Annotated in this window: 16 protein-coding genes; 12 read left to right on the top strand and 4 right to left on the bottom strand. The window is 66.7% G+C overall.

Features of this window, described 5'->3' with window-relative positions; all coding sequences use genetic code 11:
* The first annotated feature begins 40 nt into the window (after positions 1-40).
* Entirely contained in the window at positions 41-607 is a 567-nt protein-coding gene (locus AC5P98_RS08500) for a DUF1415 domain-containing protein (RefSeq protein ID WP_049406028.1), read from the top strand.
* Positions 604-1,407: an SDR family oxidoreductase gene (locus AC5P98_RS08495; protein ID WP_032961223.1), complete on the top strand. Its 804-nt coding sequence runs from the start codon at positions 604-606 to the stop codon at positions 1,405-1,407. The genes AC5P98_RS08500 and AC5P98_RS08495 overlap by 4 nt, the downstream gene beginning before the upstream one ends.
* A 71-nt stretch (positions 1,408-1,478) precedes the next feature.
* Here the strand turns inward: AC5P98_RS08495 and AC5P98_RS08490 are convergent, their stop codons facing one another.
* Positions 1,479-3,509, bottom strand: a complete 2,031-nt coding sequence (locus AC5P98_RS08490) for a M3 family metallopeptidase (RefSeq protein ID WP_495229971.1) — start codon at positions 3,507-3,509, stop codon at positions 1,479-1,481.
* Positions 3,510-3,679: 170 nt separating this feature from the next.
* On the opposite strand from AC5P98_RS08490, the gene AC5P98_RS08485 reads away from it, so the two are divergent.
* Entirely contained in the window at positions 3,680-4,084 is a 405-nt protein-coding gene (locus tag AC5P98_RS08485; RefSeq protein WP_014648478.1) for a hypothetical protein, read from the top strand.
* Positions 4,085-4,222: 138 nt separating this feature from the next.
* On the opposite strand, the gene AC5P98_RS08480 is transcribed toward AC5P98_RS08485, so the two are convergent.
* On the bottom strand, positions 4,223-5,335 hold the full coding sequence (locus AC5P98_RS08480; RefSeq protein WP_014038552.1) for a PLP-dependent cysteine synthase family protein: 1,113 nt from the start codon (positions 5,333-5,335) through the stop codon (positions 4,223-4,225).
* Between the two features lie 125 nt (positions 5,336-5,460).
* On the opposite strand from AC5P98_RS08480, the gene gloA reads away from it, so the two are divergent.
* Both gloA and AC5P98_RS08470 read left to right on the top strand, forming a co-directional pair.
* The gene (gene gloA, locus AC5P98_RS08475) at positions 5,461-5,976 is read left to right on the top strand and encodes a lactoylglutathione lyase (RefSeq protein ID WP_014648479.1); all 516 of its coding nucleotides are present in this window, start codon (positions 5,461-5,463) and stop codon (positions 5,974-5,976) included.
* Between the two features lie 90 nt (positions 5,977-6,066).
* Positions 6,067-6,495, top strand: coding sequence for a VOC family protein (locus tag AC5P98_RS08470; protein WP_049404183.1), 429 nt, complete (start codon positions 6,067-6,069; stop codon positions 6,493-6,495).
* A gap of 67 nt (positions 6,496-6,562) precedes the next feature.
* On the opposite strand, the gene AC5P98_RS08465 is transcribed toward AC5P98_RS08470, so the two are convergent.
* Together AC5P98_RS08465 and glmS are read right to left on the bottom strand one after the other, a co-directional pair.
* On the bottom strand, positions 6,563-6,994 hold the full coding sequence (locus AC5P98_RS08465) for a CBS domain-containing protein (protein ID WP_014648481.1): 432 nt from the start codon (positions 6,992-6,994) through the stop codon (positions 6,563-6,565).
* Positions 6,995-7,439: 445 nt separating this feature from the next.
* Entirely contained in the window at positions 7,440-9,278 is a 1,839-nt protein-coding gene (gene glmS / locus AC5P98_RS08460; RefSeq protein WP_014648482.1) for a glutamine--fructose-6-phosphate transaminase (isomerizing), read from the bottom strand.
* A 203-nt stretch (positions 9,279-9,481) separates the two neighbouring features.
* Between glmS and AC5P98_RS08455 the strand changes: the two genes are divergently transcribed.
* The 7 genes from AC5P98_RS08455 to AC5P98_RS08425 all read left to right on the top strand — a co-directional run bounded on the left by AC5P98_RS08455 (position 9,482) and on the right by AC5P98_RS08425 (position 17,273).
* Entirely contained in the window at positions 9,482-10,759 is a 1,278-nt protein-coding gene (locus AC5P98_RS08455; protein WP_032961233.1) for an efflux RND transporter periplasmic adaptor subunit, read from the top strand.
* A 35-nt stretch (positions 10,760-10,794) separates the two neighbouring features.
* Positions 10,795-11,520, top strand: coding sequence for an ABC transporter ATP-binding protein (locus AC5P98_RS08450; protein WP_014648484.1), 726 nt, complete (start codon positions 10,795-10,797; stop codon positions 11,518-11,520).
* A gap of 10 nt (positions 11,521-11,530) precedes the next feature.
* Complete coding sequence (locus AC5P98_RS08445; protein ID WP_014648485.1) at positions 11,531-12,832, top strand: ABC transporter permease; 1,302 nt, start codon at positions 11,531-11,533, stop codon at positions 12,830-12,832.
* Between the two features lie 21 nt (positions 12,833-12,853).
* Positions 12,854-14,068: an ABC transporter permease gene (locus AC5P98_RS08440; protein WP_014648486.1), complete on the top strand. Its 1,215-nt coding sequence runs from the start codon at positions 12,854-12,856 to the stop codon at positions 14,066-14,068.
* A 16-nt stretch (positions 14,069-14,084) separates the two neighbouring features.
* Positions 14,085-14,456 carry a PDZ domain-containing protein gene (locus AC5P98_RS08435; RefSeq protein ID WP_014648487.1) on the top strand — a complete coding sequence of 124 codons (372 nt, stop codon included), beginning with the start codon at positions 14,085-14,087 and terminating at the stop codon, positions 14,454-14,456.
* Between the two features lie 121 nt (positions 14,457-14,577).
* Positions 14,578-15,924, top strand: coding sequence for a sigma-54-dependent transcriptional regulator (locus AC5P98_RS08430; RefSeq protein ID WP_014648488.1), 1,347 nt, complete (start codon positions 14,578-14,580; stop codon positions 15,922-15,924).
* The gene (locus tag AC5P98_RS08425) at positions 15,921-17,273 is read left to right on the top strand and encodes a sensor histidine kinase (protein WP_014648489.1); all 1,353 of its coding nucleotides are present in this window, start codon (positions 15,921-15,923) and stop codon (positions 17,271-17,273) included. Before AC5P98_RS08430 ends, AC5P98_RS08425 begins: the two co-directional genes overlap by 4 nt.
* The last annotated feature ends 35 nt before the right edge of the window (positions 17,274-17,308 follow it).

Genomic DNA, 17,308 nt, shown 5'->3' with positions numbered 1-17,308 from the left:
CGCGCCTACAATGGCGGCCCCGCCAGCCGACGTGCCCGCCATGACCGATTCCCCCCTGCCCACCGATGACCCGATCGCTGCCACCCGCCTGTGGCTGGAGCGCATCGTCATCGGCCTGAATCTGTGCCCGTTCGCCAAGGCGGTGTATGTGAAGGACCAGGTCCGCATCGTGCTCAGTGATGCGACCACGCCGGAAGCGCTGGTTGAGCAGCTGGCCGAGGAACTGGTGCTGTTGCGCGATACGCCGGCCGAGCAGATCGATACCACGCTGATCGTGCATCCGCAGGTGCTGACGGACTTCCTCGACTACAACGATTTCCTCGACAACGCCGACGCCGCGATCGAGGCACTGGACCTGCAGGGCATCCTGCAGGTGGCCAGCTTCCACCCGGACTACCAGTTCGACGGCGTGGCAGCGGACGACGCCAGCAACTACACCAATCGCGCGCCCTTCCCCACCCTGCACCTGCTGCGCGAAGACAGCGTGGCGCGCGCAGTGGATGTCTATCCGGACCCGGACGTGATCGTCGAGCGTAACATCCAGACCCTGGACCGCATCGGCGTGGACGGCTGGCATCGCCGCCTGCGTGGCGAAGACCTGACGTGAGCACGGTGCCGCCGATTGCCGCATGGCCGGCCGCGCCGCTGTCGGGCAAGGTGGTGCTGGTCACCGGCGGCGCCAACGGCATCGGCCGTGGCATCGCACAGGCCGTGCTCGGTGCCGGCGGACGCGTGCTGATCGGCGACCTGGACGTGGAGGCCGGCGAGGCGTGCCTGGCGGAATGGCAGCGTAGTGGCGAGGCCGCATTCCAGCGGCTGGACATCACCGACGAAGCCAGCGTGCGCGACTTCATCGCCGTGGCCCTGCGGCGTTTCAGCCGTATCGACGGGCTGGTCAACAACGCGGGCATCGCCGGACCGCATGGCACGCAGCTGCAGGACATGGACTGGGACGAGTGGCAGCGCCGCCTGTCCTCGCTGCACGGTGCCTTCCTGTGCAGCAAGCACGCACTACCGGCGCTGACGGCCAGCGCCGCCGGCGCAATCATCAACATCGCCTCGACCCGCGCCTGGCAATCCGAAGCGCACAGCGAGGCCTATGCTGCGGCCAAAGGCGGGCTGGTGGCGTTCACCCATGCGCTGGCGATCAGTGCCGGCCCAACGGTGCGGGTCAACAGCATCAGTCCGGGCTGGATCGGCACCACGGCCTGGCAGGCCCCCTCGCGGCGACACGCACCGGAGTACTCCGCCATCGACCAGGCACAGCACCCGGTCGGCCGGGTCGGCCGCCCCGAGGACATCGGCGCGCTGGCGGTGTACCTGCTGTCGTCGCTGTCCGGCTTCAGCACCGGCCAGGACTTCATCGTCGACGGCGGCATGACCCGGAAGATGATCTACGCCGAATAGAAAAAGGGGACGGAGGGGATTAAGTCGTTTGTGCACAAACGACTTAATCCCCTCCGTCCCCTTTTTTTCGCTTACGCCATGCCCGAGTGCCGCAGCAGCGCGTCGATCTGCGGCGCGCGGCCGCGGAAGGCCTTGAAGTTCTCCGCCGCCGGGCGGCTGCCACCACGCGACAGGATCTCATCGCGGAAGCGTGCACCGGTTTCAGCCAGTGCCTGCGGCGCTTCCTCGAACGCGGCGTAGGCATCGGCGCTGAGCACTTCGGCCCACTTGTAGCTGTAGTAACCCGCGGCGTAACCACCGGCGAAGATGTGGCTGAACTGGTGCGGGAAGCGGTTCCAGACCGGCGGGTGGTTCACCGCCACTTCCGCGCGCACGCGGTCCAGCAGTGCCAGCACGCTGTCCTGCGCCGGTTCGAACTGGCTGTGCAGCAGCATGTCGAACAGGCCGAACTCCAGCTGGCGCACCGTGGCCATGCCGCTATGGAAATTGCGCGCAGCCAGCATGCGCTCGTACAGCGCGCGCGGCAGCGGCTCGCCACTGTCCACGTGCGCGGTCATGCCCTGCAGGTGGTCCCATTCCCAGCAGAAGTTCTCCATGAACTGGCTGGGCAGCTCCACCGCGTCCCATTCCACGCCGTTGATGCCGGCCACGCCCAGTTCGCCGATGCAGGTCAGCAGCTGGTGCAGCCCGTGGCCCATCTCATGGAACAGCGTGGTCACTTCATTGTGGCTGAAGGTCGCCGGCCTGCCGTTGGCGCCCCGGCCAAAGTTGCACACCAGGTAGACCAGTGGCGTCTGCACGCTGCCGTCGCCACGCACGCGACGGTTGCGGCAATCGTCCATCCACGCACCGCCGCGCTTGCCCTCGCGCGCGTACAGGTCCAGGTAGAACTGGCCGACCAGCGCGCCCTGCGCATCGACCAGGCGGAAGAAGCGCACGTCTTCGTGCCACACCGGTGCGCTGTCTTCCTGCACATGCAGGCCATACAGCTGCTCGATCACCGAGAACAGGCCGCCCAGTACCTTCGGTTCGGTGAAATACTGCTTCACTTCCTGCTCGGAATAGCTGTAACGCGCCTGCTTCAGGCGGTCGGCGGCGAACGCCAGGTCCCAGGCCTGCAGGGCATCGATGCCCAGCTGCTCGCGTGCGAACTGCTCCAGCTCGGCGCGGTCCTTGGCCGCGAACGGCTTGGCTCGCGCGGCAAGGTCACGCAGGAAACCCAGCACTTCGGCCGGGTCCTGCGCCATCTTGGTCGCCACCGAGTAATGGCCGTACGAATCGAAGCCGAGCAACGCGGCCAGTTCGGCGCGCAGGGCAAGGATACGGTCGATGTTGCCACTGTTGTCCAGCGCGTCATCGCCGAACTCCGATGCACGCTGCGCGCTGGCACGGTACAGGATCTCGCGCAGGTCGCGGTCTTCAGCCCAGGTCTGCACCGGCAGGTAGCACGGCATCTGCAGGGTCAGTTTCCAGCCGGTCCTGCCGTCCTTCTCTGCCGCAGCGCGCGCGGCAGCCTTCACGTCTTCCGGCAGGCCCAGCAGTCGCGCTTCGTCCTCGATGTACAGCGTCCATGCATCGGTGGCGTCGAGCACGTTCTGCGAGAACTTCGCCGACAGCGCCGACAGTTCCTCCTTGATCGCCGCAAAGCGCTGCTGCGCCTCAGGTGCCAGCTCGGCACCGCCCAGGCGGAAGTCACGCAGCGTGTTGTCCAGCACCTTGCGCTGGGCTTCATTGAAATGCGCCGCCTCCGGGCTGGCCGCCAGTGCCTGGTACTGGCGATACAGCGCCAGGTTCTGGCCCAGCGCGCTGGCGAAACGGGTCACCCGCGGCAGGTTGCCGTTGTAGGCCTCACGCAGTTCCGGGGTGTTGACCACCCCCTGCAGGTGGCCGACCAGGCCCCAGGCACGCCACAGGCGCTCGGTGGCGTCATCCAGCGGGGTGACGAAGGTGTCCCAACGCACCGGCTGCACCCGCTCGGCTGCGCTGACGGCAGCTTCGGCCTCGGCCAGCAGCACATCCAGCGCCGGCGCGACGTGCTCGGGGCGGATCGCGTCAAAGCGCGGCAGTCCGGAAAAATCGAGCAGGGGGTTGGCAACGGTCACGGCAGATCTCCAGGGAACGGGCCCGGCGGGCGGGCAGCTTCCCAGATATGGCGCTGACAGGCGCGGCTGACAAGGGGGCATGCGCCGGCGTTCACGTCGGCCTGACGGCCGCGCACCGAAGCTCTGGCTGCGGGGGAGTCCGCAGCGGTACTTACCGAACGAGGCCCTACATGGAAGGTCTGGCTGCAGTGGCATCCATCTCACCGGCGCGCTCGCTGGCGCTGTCCGCCAGCCCGGCAGAACTGGCCTGGATCGCCGCGCTGTGCGATGCCGGCGACGACGCCCCCCGCCATTTGGAGCAGCTGCAGGCGGTATTGCAGCAGGGCGGCACGTTCAACGATGCCCAGGAGTGGTACCCGTTCGAGGTGATCGAGCGCGGCGCCAGCCAGTTGCAGCTGGGCCACGAGCGCGAGTTCGTGATCTGCGTGCTGCTGTGGCTGCAGGCATTGGCCCAGGGACGCGCCAGCATCCTGGACCCCAGCCTGCACCTGGATGACCGCGCGATGGACATCGAGGCGTTGCCTGATGCGCTGCGCGATGCGGTGCTGGATGCGTTCACCGCAGCGGGGTATTGAGACGCCCCGGCGACCGGGTGGAGTCGACTGTGGGTCGACTTTCGCGCGCAGCGCGGGATTCTGGCGACCTGAACGTGGAGCGGTCGACCAACAGTAGACGCTACCCAGCCGATGCACAGCCGGCCGTGCGTTGCCGCGTTACAACGCTTCCAGGCTGCACCACGGCAGTTCGGGCAACCCCTGCCCGGCCACCGCCGCCGCCAGCTGCGCATCGGCGCCGTCGACATCGATTCCTTGTCGCCCATACCACGCCGGGTCGTAATAGCTCTGCGCATAGCGCTCGCCACTGTCGCACAGGATGCTGACGATGCTGCCCTGGTGGCCCGCCTCACGCATCCATTGCGCGGCCTGCAGCACGCCGATGAAGTTGGTGCCGGTGGAGCCACCGACACGGCGGCCGAGCTGGCGGCTGACATGGCGCATTGCGGCCAGGCTCAGCGCATCGGGCACCTTCACCATCGCATCGACACTGGTCGGGATGAAACTCGGCTCCACCCGTGGCCGGCCGATGCCTTCCACGCGCGAGCCACCGCTACAGGTCAGTCCACGCCAGTCCTGTTCACCGGCCACGGCAGCCTTGTAGCCGTCGAAGAACACCGACACTTCCGGGTCCGCGCACAGGATGCGGGTGTCATGCCGGCGGTAGCTGACATAACGGCCCAGCGTGGCGGCGGTACCGCCGGTACCCGGGCTGCACACGATCCATTCCGGAACCGGGCTGGGCTCTTCGGCCATCTGCTTGAAGATGGATTCGGCGATGTTGTTGTTGGCACGCCAGTCGGTCGCCCGCTCGGCATAGGTGAACTGGTCCATGAAGTGGCCGCCGGTTTCGCGGGCCAGCTTTTCCGAATCGCAGTTGAGGTCGCAGGCGCGCTCGACCAGGTGGCAGCGGCCCCCATGGAACTCGATCGCCGCGATCTTTTCCGGCGAGGTGGTGGCCGGGATCACCGCAATGAACGGCAGGCCCAGCAGGCGCGCGAAATAGGCTTCGGACACGGCGGTCGAGCCACTGGAGGCCTCGATCACTGGCCGGCCCTCGCGCAACCAACCGTTGGCCAGCGCGTACAGGAACAGCGAGCGCGCCAGCCGGTGCTTGAGGCTGCCGGTGGGATGGCTCGACTCGTCCTTCAGGTACAGGTCGATGCCCTCGAACCCGGGCAGCGCCAGCGGGATCAGATGGGTATCGGCGGAACGGTTGAAATCGGCTTCGATCTTGCGGATGGCGGCGGCCACCCATTCACGCTGCGACATGGCGGGCAATCGTCATCAGGACGGAACGGTGCGATCCGGCCATTGTACGTCGCGGTGCCGTCAGGTGCGGGCCGGTAGAATGGCGCCATCCGGCCGGCAACGGCCCCGTCTGAAGGACCTCCCCCATGACCATTCCCGCCCTGCGCGATGTCCCCGGCGTCGCCGCCCAGGCCCCGGCCGAAACCAGCGGCTTCGTGTTCAACCACACCATGCTGCGGGTGAAGGACATCACCGCCTCGCTGGACTTCTACACCCGCGTGCTGGGTTACCAGCTGATCGACAAGCGCGACTTCCCGGACGCCCAGTTCAGCCTGTACTTCCTGGCCTACGTGCCGGCCGGCGCAGTGGTGCCAGAAGACGACAGCCAGCGCCGCCTGTGGATGGCCGGCCTGCCGGGCGTGCTGGAACTGACCCACAACCACGGTACCGAAACCCAGGCCGGTGCGGTGTACCACGACGGCAACAGCGACCCGCGCGGCTTCGGCCACATCTGCGTGTCGGTGCCGGACATCGAGGCCGCCTGTCAGCGCTTCGAGGACCTCGGCGTGACCTTCCAGAAACGCCTGACCGACGGCCGCATGAAGAACCTGGCCTTCATCAAGGACCCGGACGGCTACTGGGTCGAAATCATCGCCAACTGAGAAAAAGGGGACGGAGGGGATTAAGTCATTTCTGGCACTATTGGCCGGAAGCGACTTAATCCCCTCCGTCCCCTTTTTTGCGAGGTTCGTATGGAAACGATGGAACTGCACCGCGGCCGCCTGATCGACCACATCCAGTTGGTGGTGCGTGACCTGGCCGCCAGCCGCCGCTTCTACCAGGCGGTGTTCGACACCATCGGCATCCCGATCGCCGGCGAAGGCGATGATTACTTCTGGGCCGATGAGCTGTTCATTTCCAGCGCCAGCAGCGAGGCCGCCGCCGGCCAGCTGACCGGCCGCCACCATCTGGCCTTCCAGGCCCGCGACAGCGCCACCGTCGATGCCTTCCATACCGCCGCGATCGCCGCCGGCGGCACCGATAACGGCGCGCCGGGCGAACGCCCCTACCACCCGGGCTACTACGGCGCCTTCGTGCTCGACCCGGACGGCAACAACATCGAAGTGGTCTATCACGGTCCTGCGAACTACAGCGCCGACTCGGTGAAGGTCACGTTCTGATATCACCGAAGCCGTGAACGAAGAAGCCGGGCAATGCCCGGCTTCCCTGCTTCCAGCGCTGCAGCCCTCAGTGGGCGGCCATGTAGATGTCCTGAAGCACGGCCTTTTCCAGTTCCAGCTCGCCCAGCAGGTTCTTCACGATATCGCCCAGGCTGAGGATGCCGACCAGCTGGTTGCCGTCGGTCACCATCAGATGACGGCGCCGCGAGTACGTCATCAACGACATGGCCTGCTTCAGCGTCGCGTCCGGCGCAATGCCTTCCAGGCCGGTGGACGGCAGGCTGGAGATCACCCGGCGGCCGGCCTGCGGGCCGTCGTCGGCCAGGGTACGCACGATGTCCTTCTCGGAAATGATGCCGACCGGGGCATCGTCCTTCATCACCACCAGCGCAGCGATCCTGTTCGCGCTCATCTTGTGGGCGGCGGCACCGATGGTGTCCTCGGCGTCGATGGTGATGACAGCTTCTTTCTTGGATTGCAGGAGTTCGCGGACGTTCATTCTTGTTTCCTGGTGCAGGTCACTGAAGTCAAAAAAGTGTGCTCTTCCGATACGCCCCCTCCCCGGGAACAGACCTTTCAGCGCACGTCTGGCGCACCCGCCCGCCGCGTGGAATGGATCGGCAGGCGATGTGCTGCAACGCGAACGAGGTGGGCTCAACCGCTCAACCCGGACCTCGGTCAAATCGATTCTACGACTGCGACCATCGGTCACTACCGGCATCGATAGGACAGTTCGTCGTGGGAACCAACCGACGATCCAGAGAATGGCACCGCGGCTGAAACCGCCGCTGAATACAGCCAATGCCACGCATTAAAGAATGATTGCCTGCTGCCGACGGCGGACAGAACACCCGGCGGCTGTCCCACTTGGCACCGCTACCGACGCAAACGAAAGGGGCCACGCCGGCCCCTTTCGCATGCAGCATTCAACGGATCCGGGAGTGTTACTCCACCGTCACGCTCTTGGCCAGGTTGCGCGGCTTGTCCACGTCGGTGCCGCGTGCCAGCGCGGTGTGGTAGGCCAGCAGCTGCACCGGAATGGTGTGCACGATCGGGCTGAGCACGCCGGCATGGCGCGGCGTGCGGATCACGTGCACGCCTTCGGACTCATTGAAGTTGCTGTCCTGGTCGGCGAACACGAACAGCTCGCCACCACGGGCGCGCACTTCCTGCATGTTCGACTTCACCTTCTCCAGCAGGCTGTCATTGGGGGCGATCACCACCACCGGCATGTCCTCGTCCACCAGCGCCAGCGGGCCATGCTTCAGCTCGCCCGCCGGGTAGGCCTCGGCGTGGATGTAGGAAATCTCCTTGAGCTTGAGCGAGCCTTCCAGCGCGATCGGGTAATGCAGGCCACGGCCCAGGAACAGCGCATTGGACTTGCGCGCGAAGCGTTCGGCCCACGCCGCGATCTGCGGTTCCAGGTTCAGCGCGTGCTGCACGCTGCCCGGCAGGAAGCGCAACTGTTCCAGGTAATCCGCTTCCTGCGCCGCGTCGATGCGGCCATGCAGCTTGCCCAGCACCACGGTCAACTGGAACAGCGCGGCCAGCTGGGTGGTGAAGGCCTTGGTCGAAGCCACGCCGATCTCCGCGCCCGCGCGGGTGTAGCAGACCAGCTCGCTGGCGCGCGGAATCGCGCTTTCCGGCACGTTGCAGATCGACAGCGTGTGCTTGTGGCCAAGCGCCTTGGCGTACTTCAGCGCCTCCATCGTATCCAGCGTTTCGCCGGACTGGGAGATGGTGACGATCAGGTGCTTCGGGTTGGCATACGCGGCGCGGTAGCGGTACTCGCTGGCAATCTCCACGCTGCACGGCAGGCCGGCGATGGCCTCGATCCAGTAGCGCGCGGTCAGGCCGGCGTAGTAGCTGGTGCCGCAGGCAATGATCTGCACGCCCTCGATGCCCGACAGCACCGCTTCGGCATTCTTGCCGAACAGCTCGGCCGGGAAACCACCGGCGTCGATCGCCGCCTCGATGGTGTCGCCCAGCGCGCGCGGCTGCTCGTGGATTTCCTTCTGCATGAAGTGGCGGTACGGGCCAAGCTCCAGCGATGCCAGCGACACGTCGGACAGGTGCACATCGCGCTCGACCGGCCGGTCATGCTCATCGAAGATGCGCACGCCATCGCGACGGATCTCGGCGGTGTCGCCCTCTTCCAGGAAGATCACCTTGCGGGTGGCCGAGATCACCGCCGAGACGTCGGAGGCGACGAAGTTCTCGCCCTCGCCCAGGCCCACCAGCAGCGGGCAGCCCATGCGCGCGCAGACGAAGCGCTCCGGCTCGGCGCGGCTGACCACGGCCAGCGCGTAGGCGCCGGTCAGCTCCTTCACCGTGTGCTGCAGCGCCACCAGCAGGTCATCGCCGCCCTTCAGGTGATGATGGATCAGGTGCGCGATGACTTCGGTGTCGGTCTGCGACTCGAAGGTATAGCCCAGCGCGCGCAGCTTCTCGCGCTGCTCTTCGTGGTTCTCGATGATGCCGTTGTGCACCAGCGCCACGCCGTGGCTGATGTGCGGATGCGCGTTGGCCTCGGTGACGCCGCCGTGGGTGGCCCAGCGGGTGTGGCCGATACCCAGCACCGCATTGAACCCTTCGGCCTCGGCCGCCGTGGCCATTTCCGACACGCGACCGGTGCGGCGGACACGACGTACTTCGGGGCGCTCGGCGTGATCGATCACCGCGATGCCCGAGGAGTCGTAACCACGGTACTCAAGCCGCTTCAGGCCTTCGATCAGCACCGGCACCACGTCGCGATCGGCGATTGCACCCACGATTCCACACATGTCACGCGTTTCCTTGAAGACGATCGGCGCATTCTAGCCCGCGTGCCCGGCTTCCCCCTCCTGTCCGCTTAATGAAAGTGTCCGGAAAGGTGTCCGCGGACACCCGGACACTCCAGCGGCCCGCCCAACCTGTTGAACTGAAAGGAAATAAAGTTGGCACGCTACGTGCTTGGTACTGGCTACCACCGTCAGGCACGCACCCGATGATCCGCGACACTTCCGCACAGGACCAGATCGTTTCCTCCGCCCCCGCCGGCGCCACCCGCGTCAACTGGCAGCGCTACCGCTGGCCGGCGCTGGGCGCCATCGTGCTGCTGGCCGGCATCGGCTGGGCCGTGCATGCCTGGTCCAATGCCAGCCGCTCCTTCGACAGCAGCCGGGTGCGCATCGCCGAAGTGAAGCGCGGCGACCTGGTCCGCGACATCGCCGCCGACGGTCGGGTGATCGCCGCCAACAGCCCGATCCTGTACGCCATCTCGGCCGGCACCGTGGACCTGAAAGTGGTCGCCGGTGACGTGGTCAAGAAGGGCCAGGAACTGGCGGTCATCGACAGCCCGGAACTGCGCAGCAAGCTGGCCCAGGAACAGGCCACCCTGGCCGGCCTGGAAGCCGAGGCCAGCCGTGCCGCGCTGGACGCCACCCTGGCCCGCGCCAAGTCGCGCAAGGAAACCGACCAGGCCACCATCGAGCGCCAGGCCGCCGACCGCGACCTGCAGCGCTTCCAGCGCGGCTACGACGGCGGTGCGGTGCCACAGATCGACCTGGCCAAGGCCAAGGACTCGCTGAAGAAGGCCGACATCACCCTGGCCAACGCCACCACCGATGCGCGCCTGCAGAGCCAGGGCGCCGACCTGGATGCCCGCAACAAGCGCCTGCTGGCCGACCGCCAGAAGGCCGTGGTGGCCGAAGTGCAGCGCCAGGTCGACGCACTGACCCTGCGCGCACCGTTTGACGGCCAGGTCGGCCAGGTGCAGGCGGTCCAGTCCACCAACCTGGCTGCCAACGCGCCGGTGCTGGGCGTGGTCGACCTGTCCAAGTTCGAGGTCGAGATCAAGGTGCCGGAGAGCTTCGCCCGCGACCTGGCGATCGGCATGCCGGCGCAGCTGACCGGCGGCAATGGCAAGCCGTTCCCGGGCGAGATCAGCGCGGTGTCGCCGGAAGTGGTCAACGGCGAGGTCAACGCCCGCGTGCGCTTCGCCAGCGCGCAGCCGGAAGGCCTGCGCCAGAGCCAGCGGATGTCGGTGCGCGTGCTGCTCGATACCCGCAAGGACGTGCTGAAGGTCGAGCGCGGCCCGTTCGTCGAACAGGGCAATGGCGTGGCCTACGTGATGGATGGCCGCACCGCGGTGCGGCGTCCGGTGGAACTGGGCGTCAGCAGCCTGGGCGAAGTGGAAATCAAGTCGGGTGTGCAGCCGGGCGACCGCATCGTGGTCTCCGGCAGCGACCTGTTCAAGGACGCCGAACGCGTCTCCGTCAACTGATACCCGATACCTGAATCCTGGAGAGAGGACACCCCATGTACATGCTCGAAATGCGTTCGGTCGCCAAGGTCTTCCGCACCGAACAGGTGGAAACCCACGCGTTGCGCTCGCTGGAACTGCAGGTCAAGGAAGGCGAGTTCGTCGCGGTCACCGGCCCGTCCGGCTCCGGCAAGACCACCTTCCTCAACATCGCCGGCCTGCTGGAAACCTTCACCAGCGGCACCTACCTGCTTGACGGCCAGGACGTGAGCACGCTGGGCGATGACGCCCGCAGCCGCCTGCGCAACCAGAAGATCGGCTTCATCTTCCAGGGCTTCAACCTGATTCCCGACCTGAACCTGTTCGACAACGTCGACGTGCCGCTGCGCTACCGGAAGATGAGTGCCAACGAGCGCCGCGAACGCATCGAGAAGGCGCTCACCCAGGTCGGCCTGGGCTCACGCATGAAGCATTACCCGAACGAACTGTCCGGCGGCCAGCAGCAGCGTGCGGCGATCGCGCGTGCGCTGGCCGGCAGCCCGCGCCTGCTGCTGGCCGACGAACCGACCGGCAACCTGGATACGCAGATGGCCCGCGGCGTGATGGAACTGCTGGAGGAGATCAATGCCGCCGGCACCACCATCGTGATGGTCACCCACGACCCGGAACTGGCCGCGCGCGCGCAGCGCAACGTGCACATCGTCGATGGCCAGGTGACCGACCTGGTGCGCGAACCGGTGCTGGCTACCCCGCCGCGCCACATCGTTGCCGTCAACGAGTGAGGGCACTCCCATGTTCGCCTACTACACCCGATTGGCGGTACGCAGCTTCCGCCGCAACAAGATCCTGACCGCACTGATGGTGGTCGCCATCGCGCTCGGCATCGGTGCCTCGATGACCACGCTGACGGTGTTCCACGTGCTGTCCGGCGACCCGATTCCCGGCAAGAGCGACCAGCTGTTCTACGTGCAGGTCGATCCGCGCCCGCGCGGCGGCTATACCCCGGGTGAGGAGCCTGAGGAACAGATGACACGGCGCGACGCCGAGACCCTGCTGCGCGAGAAGCGCGGCATCCGCCAGGCGATGATGAGCGCGGGCGGCGGCACGGTGGAACCGGAGCTCAGCACGCTCAAGCCGTTCTCGGTGGATACGCGCTGGACGTCGGCCGATTTCTTCCCGATGTTCGACGTGCCGATGCAGTACGGGCGTGCCTGGAACAGCAGCGATGATGACAATCGCAGCCGGGTGGTGGTGCTGTCGAAAGCGATCAACGACAAGCTGTTCCAGGGTGCCGACAGCACCGGTCGCGAGATCCGCCTGAGTGGCCATTCACTGCGGGTGATCGGCGTGATGAAGAAGTGGAATCCCGAACCCCACTTCTTCGATCTGACCACCGGCAACTACGGCAAGGATGAAGACCTGCTGGTGCCGTTTTCCACTGCGATGGACCTGGAGTTCGGCAGCAACGGCAACATGAACTGCTTCGGCGAGAATCCGGATGGCAGCAGCAACTCGATCAACGCGCCCTGCAGCTGGATCCAGTACTGGGTGGAGCTGGATCCGGCCAAGGTCGAGGACTACCGCAGCTACCTGGCCAACTACTCGGACCAGCAGCGCGCAGCGGGCCGTTTCGAGCGCCCCACCAACGTGCGCCTGCGCCCGGTGATGGAGTGGTTGACGTTCAAGAATGCCGTGCCCAGCGACGTGCGCCTGCAGATGTGGCTGGCATTGGGCTTTCTCGGCGTCTGCCTGGTCAACACGGTGGGCCTGCTGCTGGCGAAGTTCCTGCGCCGCAGCGGCGAGATCGGCGTGCGCCGCGCCCTCGGTGCCAGCCGTGGGCAGATCTTCCTGCAATGCCTGGTTGAAGCCGGTGCGATCGGCGTTGCCGGCGGCGTGCTCGGCATCGGCCTGGCCCTGCTCGGCCTGTATGCGGTGCGCCAGCAACCCGTGGACTACGCGAGCCTGGCCCACCTGGACGGCAGCATGCTGCTGCTGGCCATTGGCCTGACCCTGTTCGCCAGCCTCGCCGCTGGTTTCCTGCCCGCCTGGCGCGCGATGCAGGTTACCCCGGCCATCCAGCTCAAGTCGCAGTAAGCACGAGTACGAGGACCTCCCATGGATATCCGCCCCATCCTCAGCACCCTGCGCCGGCACAAGACAGCCGCCGCCCTGATCGTGCTGGAAGTCGCCCTGACCTGCGCCATCGTCTGCAATGCCCTGTTCCTGGTCACCCAGCGCGTTGAACGGATCAGCCAGACCAGCGGCCTGGCCGAGAACGAGCTGGTGTTCGTCCGGGTCAGCGGCATCGGCAAGCAGACCAATGGCCAGGCCCGCACCCAGGAGGACCTGTCCGCCCTGCGCGCCGTTCCCGGGGTCACCGCCGCCGCGAAGGTCAACCAGCTGCCGTTCCGCCCGAACTCCTCCAATACCAGCGTTTCGCTGAAGCAGGAGCAGGAACGTCCGACCGCCTTCGTCACCATGTACATGTTCGGCGAAGGTGGACTGTCCACGCTTGGACTGCAGCTGACCGCCGGCCGCGACTTCCAGCCCAGTGAATACAGCAACGTCGAGGATGCACAGAAGAACGCCTCCACCAATACCGCCTCCTCGGTGATCATCAGCCGCACGCTCGCCGACAGGCTGTACCCCGGCGAGAACGCACTGGGCAAGACGTTCTACATGGGCAAGCAGCCACTGCACGTGGTGGGTATTGTCGCGTCATTGGCCACGCCCACCGATTACAACAACAACACCACGCTGTCGATGGTGCTGCCTGTGCGGACCGATTTCACCCAGGGCCCGTACGTCCTGCGCACCGCTCCGGAACGGCGCGAGGAAGTACTCAAGGGCGCGATCGCCGCGCTTGAACGCAACGACCCCAACCGGCTGGTGCGCGAGAAGCTGACCTATGAGGCGCAGCGCAATGACTACTTCAAGAACGACAGGGCCATGGTCGGGCTGCTGATCACGGTGTGCATCTCGCTGCTGGTGGTCACCGCACTGGGCATCATCGGCCTGGCCAGCTTCTGGGTGCAGCAGCGCAGCAAGCAGATTGGTATCCGTCGCGCGCTCGGCGCGACGCGTGGGCAGATCCTGCGCTACTTCCAGACCGAGAACTTCCTGCTGGCCACGCTGGGCATCGTGCTGGGCATGCTGGCCGCCTATGCGATCAACCTGGCACTGATGAACATGTACGAGCTGCCGCGCATGCCGCTGCACTACCTGCCGCTGGGCGCACTGCTGCTGTGGGTGCTTGGCCAGATCGCGGTGTTCGGGCCGGCCCGGCGCGCGGCAGCGGTACCGCCTGCGGTTGCCACGCGGGGCGCATGAGATGCGTATCCGCTGGATGCTGATGATGATGCTCCTGCCACTGCCGGCACTGGCCGGCGGTGGCAGCTCGCAGACACTGGAGTGGCGCCAGGACGATGCGCGCCTGGCATTGCGTTCGAGCGAAGGCCAGGTGCGCGTGGAAGCCGCCGGCCCGGAAGCCCGCTTCGGCGTGCGCAGCGGCGATCGCATCCTGCGGGTGGATGACACCACCGTACGCAGGATCGAGCATCTTGCCGAGGCCCTGCGGCGTTCAAGCGCCGCCAGGGCCTATCTCCTGCTGCAGCGCGACAGGCAGGAACTGACGGTCGCGGTGGACGCCGCTGCCTGGCGCAGGGCGCTGGTCGCCCCGCCTCCGCCAGCACCACCACCGCCGCCGCCCCGACGCTGAGCCCGCCGCCCCGACGGCTACGGGTTTGGCTATGCTTGATGGGTGGCGCCGGGCTCTCCCGGCGTATGGACACGAACACGGCTCCATCGGCGCCGCCCATCCCTTTCTGCAGAACCGCTTGATGCCTTCGATCCTGATCATCGACGACAACGCCAGTGTGGGCACTGCACTGGACGTGCTGTTCTCCCTGCACGACATCGACACCCTGCAGGCGCAGAGCCCGGCCGAGGGGCTGGCCCTGCTCGAGTCGCAGCCGGTCGACCTGGTGATCCAGGACATGAACTTCAGCGAGGACACCACCTCCGGCGAGGAGGGCGAAGCGCTGTTCGCACAGATCCGCGCACGCCACCCGGACCTGCCGGTGATCCTGCTGACGGCCTGGACCCACCTGAGCAGCGCGGTGGACCTGGTCAAGGCCGGCGCCGCCGACTACCTGGCCAAGCCCTGGGACGACCGCAAGCTGCTGACCACGGTCAACAACCTGCTGGAGCTGTCCGAGGCGCGGCGCGAACTGGACCGCCGCCGCAGCCGTGAGCTGCGCCAGCGCAATGCGCTGGAAGAAAAGTACGACCTGTGCGGTGCGGTCTTCGCCGATCCGGCCAGCGAGCGCGTCATCGCCCTGGCCTGCCAGGTCGCGCGCTCCGAGCTGCCGGTGTTGATCACCGGTCCCAATGGTGCCGGCAAGGAGAAGATCGCGCAGATCATCCAGGCCAATTCACTGGTGGCCAAGGGTCCGTTCATCACGGTCAACTGCGGCGCGTTGCCGTCGGAGCTGATCGAGGCCGAACTGTTCGGTGCCGAGGCCGGCGCCTACACCGGCGCCAACAAGGCACGCGAGGGCAAGTTCGAAGCCGCCGACGGAGGCACGCTGTTCCTGGATGAGATCGGCAACCTGTCGCTGGGCGGGCAGATGAAGCTGTTGCGCGTGCTGGAAACCGGCCGCTTCGAGCGCCTGGGTTCCAATCGCGAACGCCAGGTCAAAGTCCGCGTGGTCAGCGCGACCAATGCCGACCTGCCGGCGATGATCCGCGACGGCACGTTCCGCGAAGATCTCTACTACCGCCTCAATACAGTGGAACTGGTACTACCGCCGTTGGCCGAGCGCGCGGGCGACATCGTGCCACTGGCCGAGCGTTTCCTGACGGCCGGCAAGCCGCTGTCCAGTGCCGCCAGTGCCGCCCTGCAACGGCACCCGTGGCCGGGCAACGTGCGCGAACTGCGCAACGTGATCCAGCGTGCCGAACTGCTGGCGACCGGCAACCGCATCGAGGTGGCCGACCTGAACCTGCCGCGCACCGCACCGGCACCACGACCCGCACCGAGCGCTGGCAACGATCCCGACCGCGAGCGCATCGAGGACGTGCTGGCACGCAACCACGGCGTCATCGCCCAGGCGGCTGCCGAACTCGGCCTGAGCCGCCAGGCCCTGTACCGGCGCATGGACCGCCACGGCATCCCACGCGAATGAAGCGGCGCTCGTTCACCTTCCGCCTGTTCCTGCGCCTGCTGCCGGTGCTGGCGCTGGCCGCTGCGCTGCCGTGGCTGCTGGCGTACTGGATGAACCATGGCTGGGTGGTGACCACGGCGTCGGCCGTGATCCTGCTGGCGTTGATGTGGTGGACCCTGCGCCGTGCCACCGCACCGGTGCGCTCGCTGATGCGTGCACTGTCCGGCACCACCAGCAGCTACCGCGACGGCGAGTACAACTTCGGCGTGTACTGGCCGGGCAACGACGAACTGGGCGACCTGGTGCAGGCGCACCGCGAGCTGGGCGATGTGCTGCGCGAACAGCGGCAGGGCCTGGTGCAGCGCGAACTGCTGCTGGACACCATGGTGCAGAACACGCCGGTGGCCATGCTGCTGATTGCCTCCGGCGGCGATGGCATCGCCCGCGTGGTGTTCTCCAACCTGGCTGCGCGCAAGCTGCTGCATGGCGGCTGGAAGCTGGAAGGCCAGCGTCTGGAAGAGGTGCTGGAACAGGTGCCGGTAGAGCTGCGCGATGCCATCGCCCGTGGCGGCGACAGCCTGTTCGCGGTGCATGCCGAGGGCGAGGACGGCGACGAGGATGACGAGCAGGTCTACCACCTGTCGCGCCGCGCCTTCCAGCTCAACGGCCGTCCGCACGACCTGCTGCTGGTACGCCTGCTCACCGCCGAACTGCGCCGCCAGGAAGTGCAGACGTGGAAGAAGGTGATCCGGGTGATCAGCCACGAGCTCAACAACTCACTGGCACCGATCGCCTCGCTGGCCCACTCCGGTGGCGTGCTGGTGCAGCGCGAACGCTTCGACCGGTTGCCGGAGATCTTCACCACCATCGAGGACCGCGCACGCCACCTGGAAGGCTTCATCCGTGGCTATGCACGCTTCGCAAAGCTGCCGCAGCCGCAACTGCAGACCGTGCACTGGGCGCCGTTCCTGTCCAGCCTGCGCCAGCAGATCCCGTTCACCATGGAACGCGAGCCGGACGAGGACCTGAGCAGCCGCATCGACATCGCGCAGTTCGGGCAGGCATTGCTGAATCTTCTGAAGAACGCGCATGAAGCCTGCGCCGAGGCCGATCCGCCCAACGATGACGTACAGGTGCAACTCACGCGGCTGCCGCAATGGCTGCGCCTGGACGTACTGGATCGCGGCAAGGGCATGAACGAGCAGGTGCTGCAGAACGCCTTGATGCCGTTCTATTCGACCAAGCGCAACGGCACCGGCTTGGGGTTGGCACTGACGCGCGAGATCGTGGAAGCGCACGGTGGCCGCGTGTCGCTGCAGAACCGCGGCGATGGCGGGTTGTGCGTGTCGATCCTGTTGCCGGTGGGTTGAGCGGGCCGATCGGGTAGCTCCACGCCATGCGCGGA

The organism is Stenotrophomonas sp. YJH_SMC_135, assembly GCF_059372355.1.
This window is presented reverse-complemented; position numbering and strand designations above follow the sequence as displayed.

Bases quoted from the DNA above. Each gene is read 5' to 3' on its own strand.
- AC5P98_RS08480 (WP_014038552.1), bottom strand. From the start codon at position 5,335: ATGTCGCAGCGTGAATGGGTGGCCGCCGCCATCCGCAAGATCGAAGCC.
- AC5P98_RS08485 (WP_014648478.1), top strand. From the start codon at position 3,680: ATGGAAGGTCTGGCTGCAGTGGCATCCATCTCACCGGCGCGCTCGCTG.
- AC5P98_RS08430 (WP_014648488.1), top strand. From the start codon at position 14,578: ATGCCTTCGATCCTGATCATCGACGACAACGCCAGTGTGGGCACTGCA.
- AC5P98_RS08450 (WP_014648484.1), top strand. From the start codon at position 10,795: ATGTACATGCTCGAAATGCGTTCGGTCGCCAAGGTCTTCCGCACCGAA.
- AC5P98_RS08465 (WP_014648481.1), bottom strand. From the start codon at position 6,994: ATGAACGTCCGCGAACTCCTGCAATCCAAGAAAGAAGCTGTCATCACC.
- AC5P98_RS08440 (WP_014648486.1), top strand. From the start codon at position 12,854: ATGGATATCCGCCCCATCCTCAGCACCCTGCGCCGGCACAAGACAGCC.
- AC5P98_RS08455 (WP_032961233.1), top strand. From the start codon at position 9,482: ATGATCCGCGACACTTCCGCACAGGACCAGATCGTTTCCTCCGCCCCC.
- glmS (WP_014648482.1), bottom strand. From the start codon at position 9,278: ATGTGTGGAATCGTGGGTGCAATCGCCGATCGCGACGTGGTGCCGGTG.
- AC5P98_RS08435 (WP_014648487.1), top strand. From the start codon at position 14,085: ATGCTGATGATGATGCTCCTGCCACTGCCGGCACTGGCCGGCGGTGGC.
- AC5P98_RS08470 (WP_049404183.1), top strand. From the start codon at position 6,067: ATGGAAACGATGGAACTGCACCGCGGCCGCCTGATCGACCACATCCAG.
- AC5P98_RS08445 (WP_014648485.1), top strand. From the start codon at position 11,531: ATGTTCGCCTACTACACCCGATTGGCGGTACGCAGCTTCCGCCGCAAC.
- gloA (WP_014648479.1), top strand. From the start codon at position 5,461: ATGACCATTCCCGCCCTGCGCGATGTCCCCGGCGTCGCCGCCCAGGCC.
- AC5P98_RS08500 (WP_049406028.1), top strand. From the start codon at position 41: ATGACCGATTCCCCCCTGCCCACCGATGACCCGATCGCTGCCACCCGC.
- AC5P98_RS08425 (WP_014648489.1), top strand. From the start codon at position 15,921: ATGAAGCGGCGCTCGTTCACCTTCCGCCTGTTCCTGCGCCTGCTGCCG.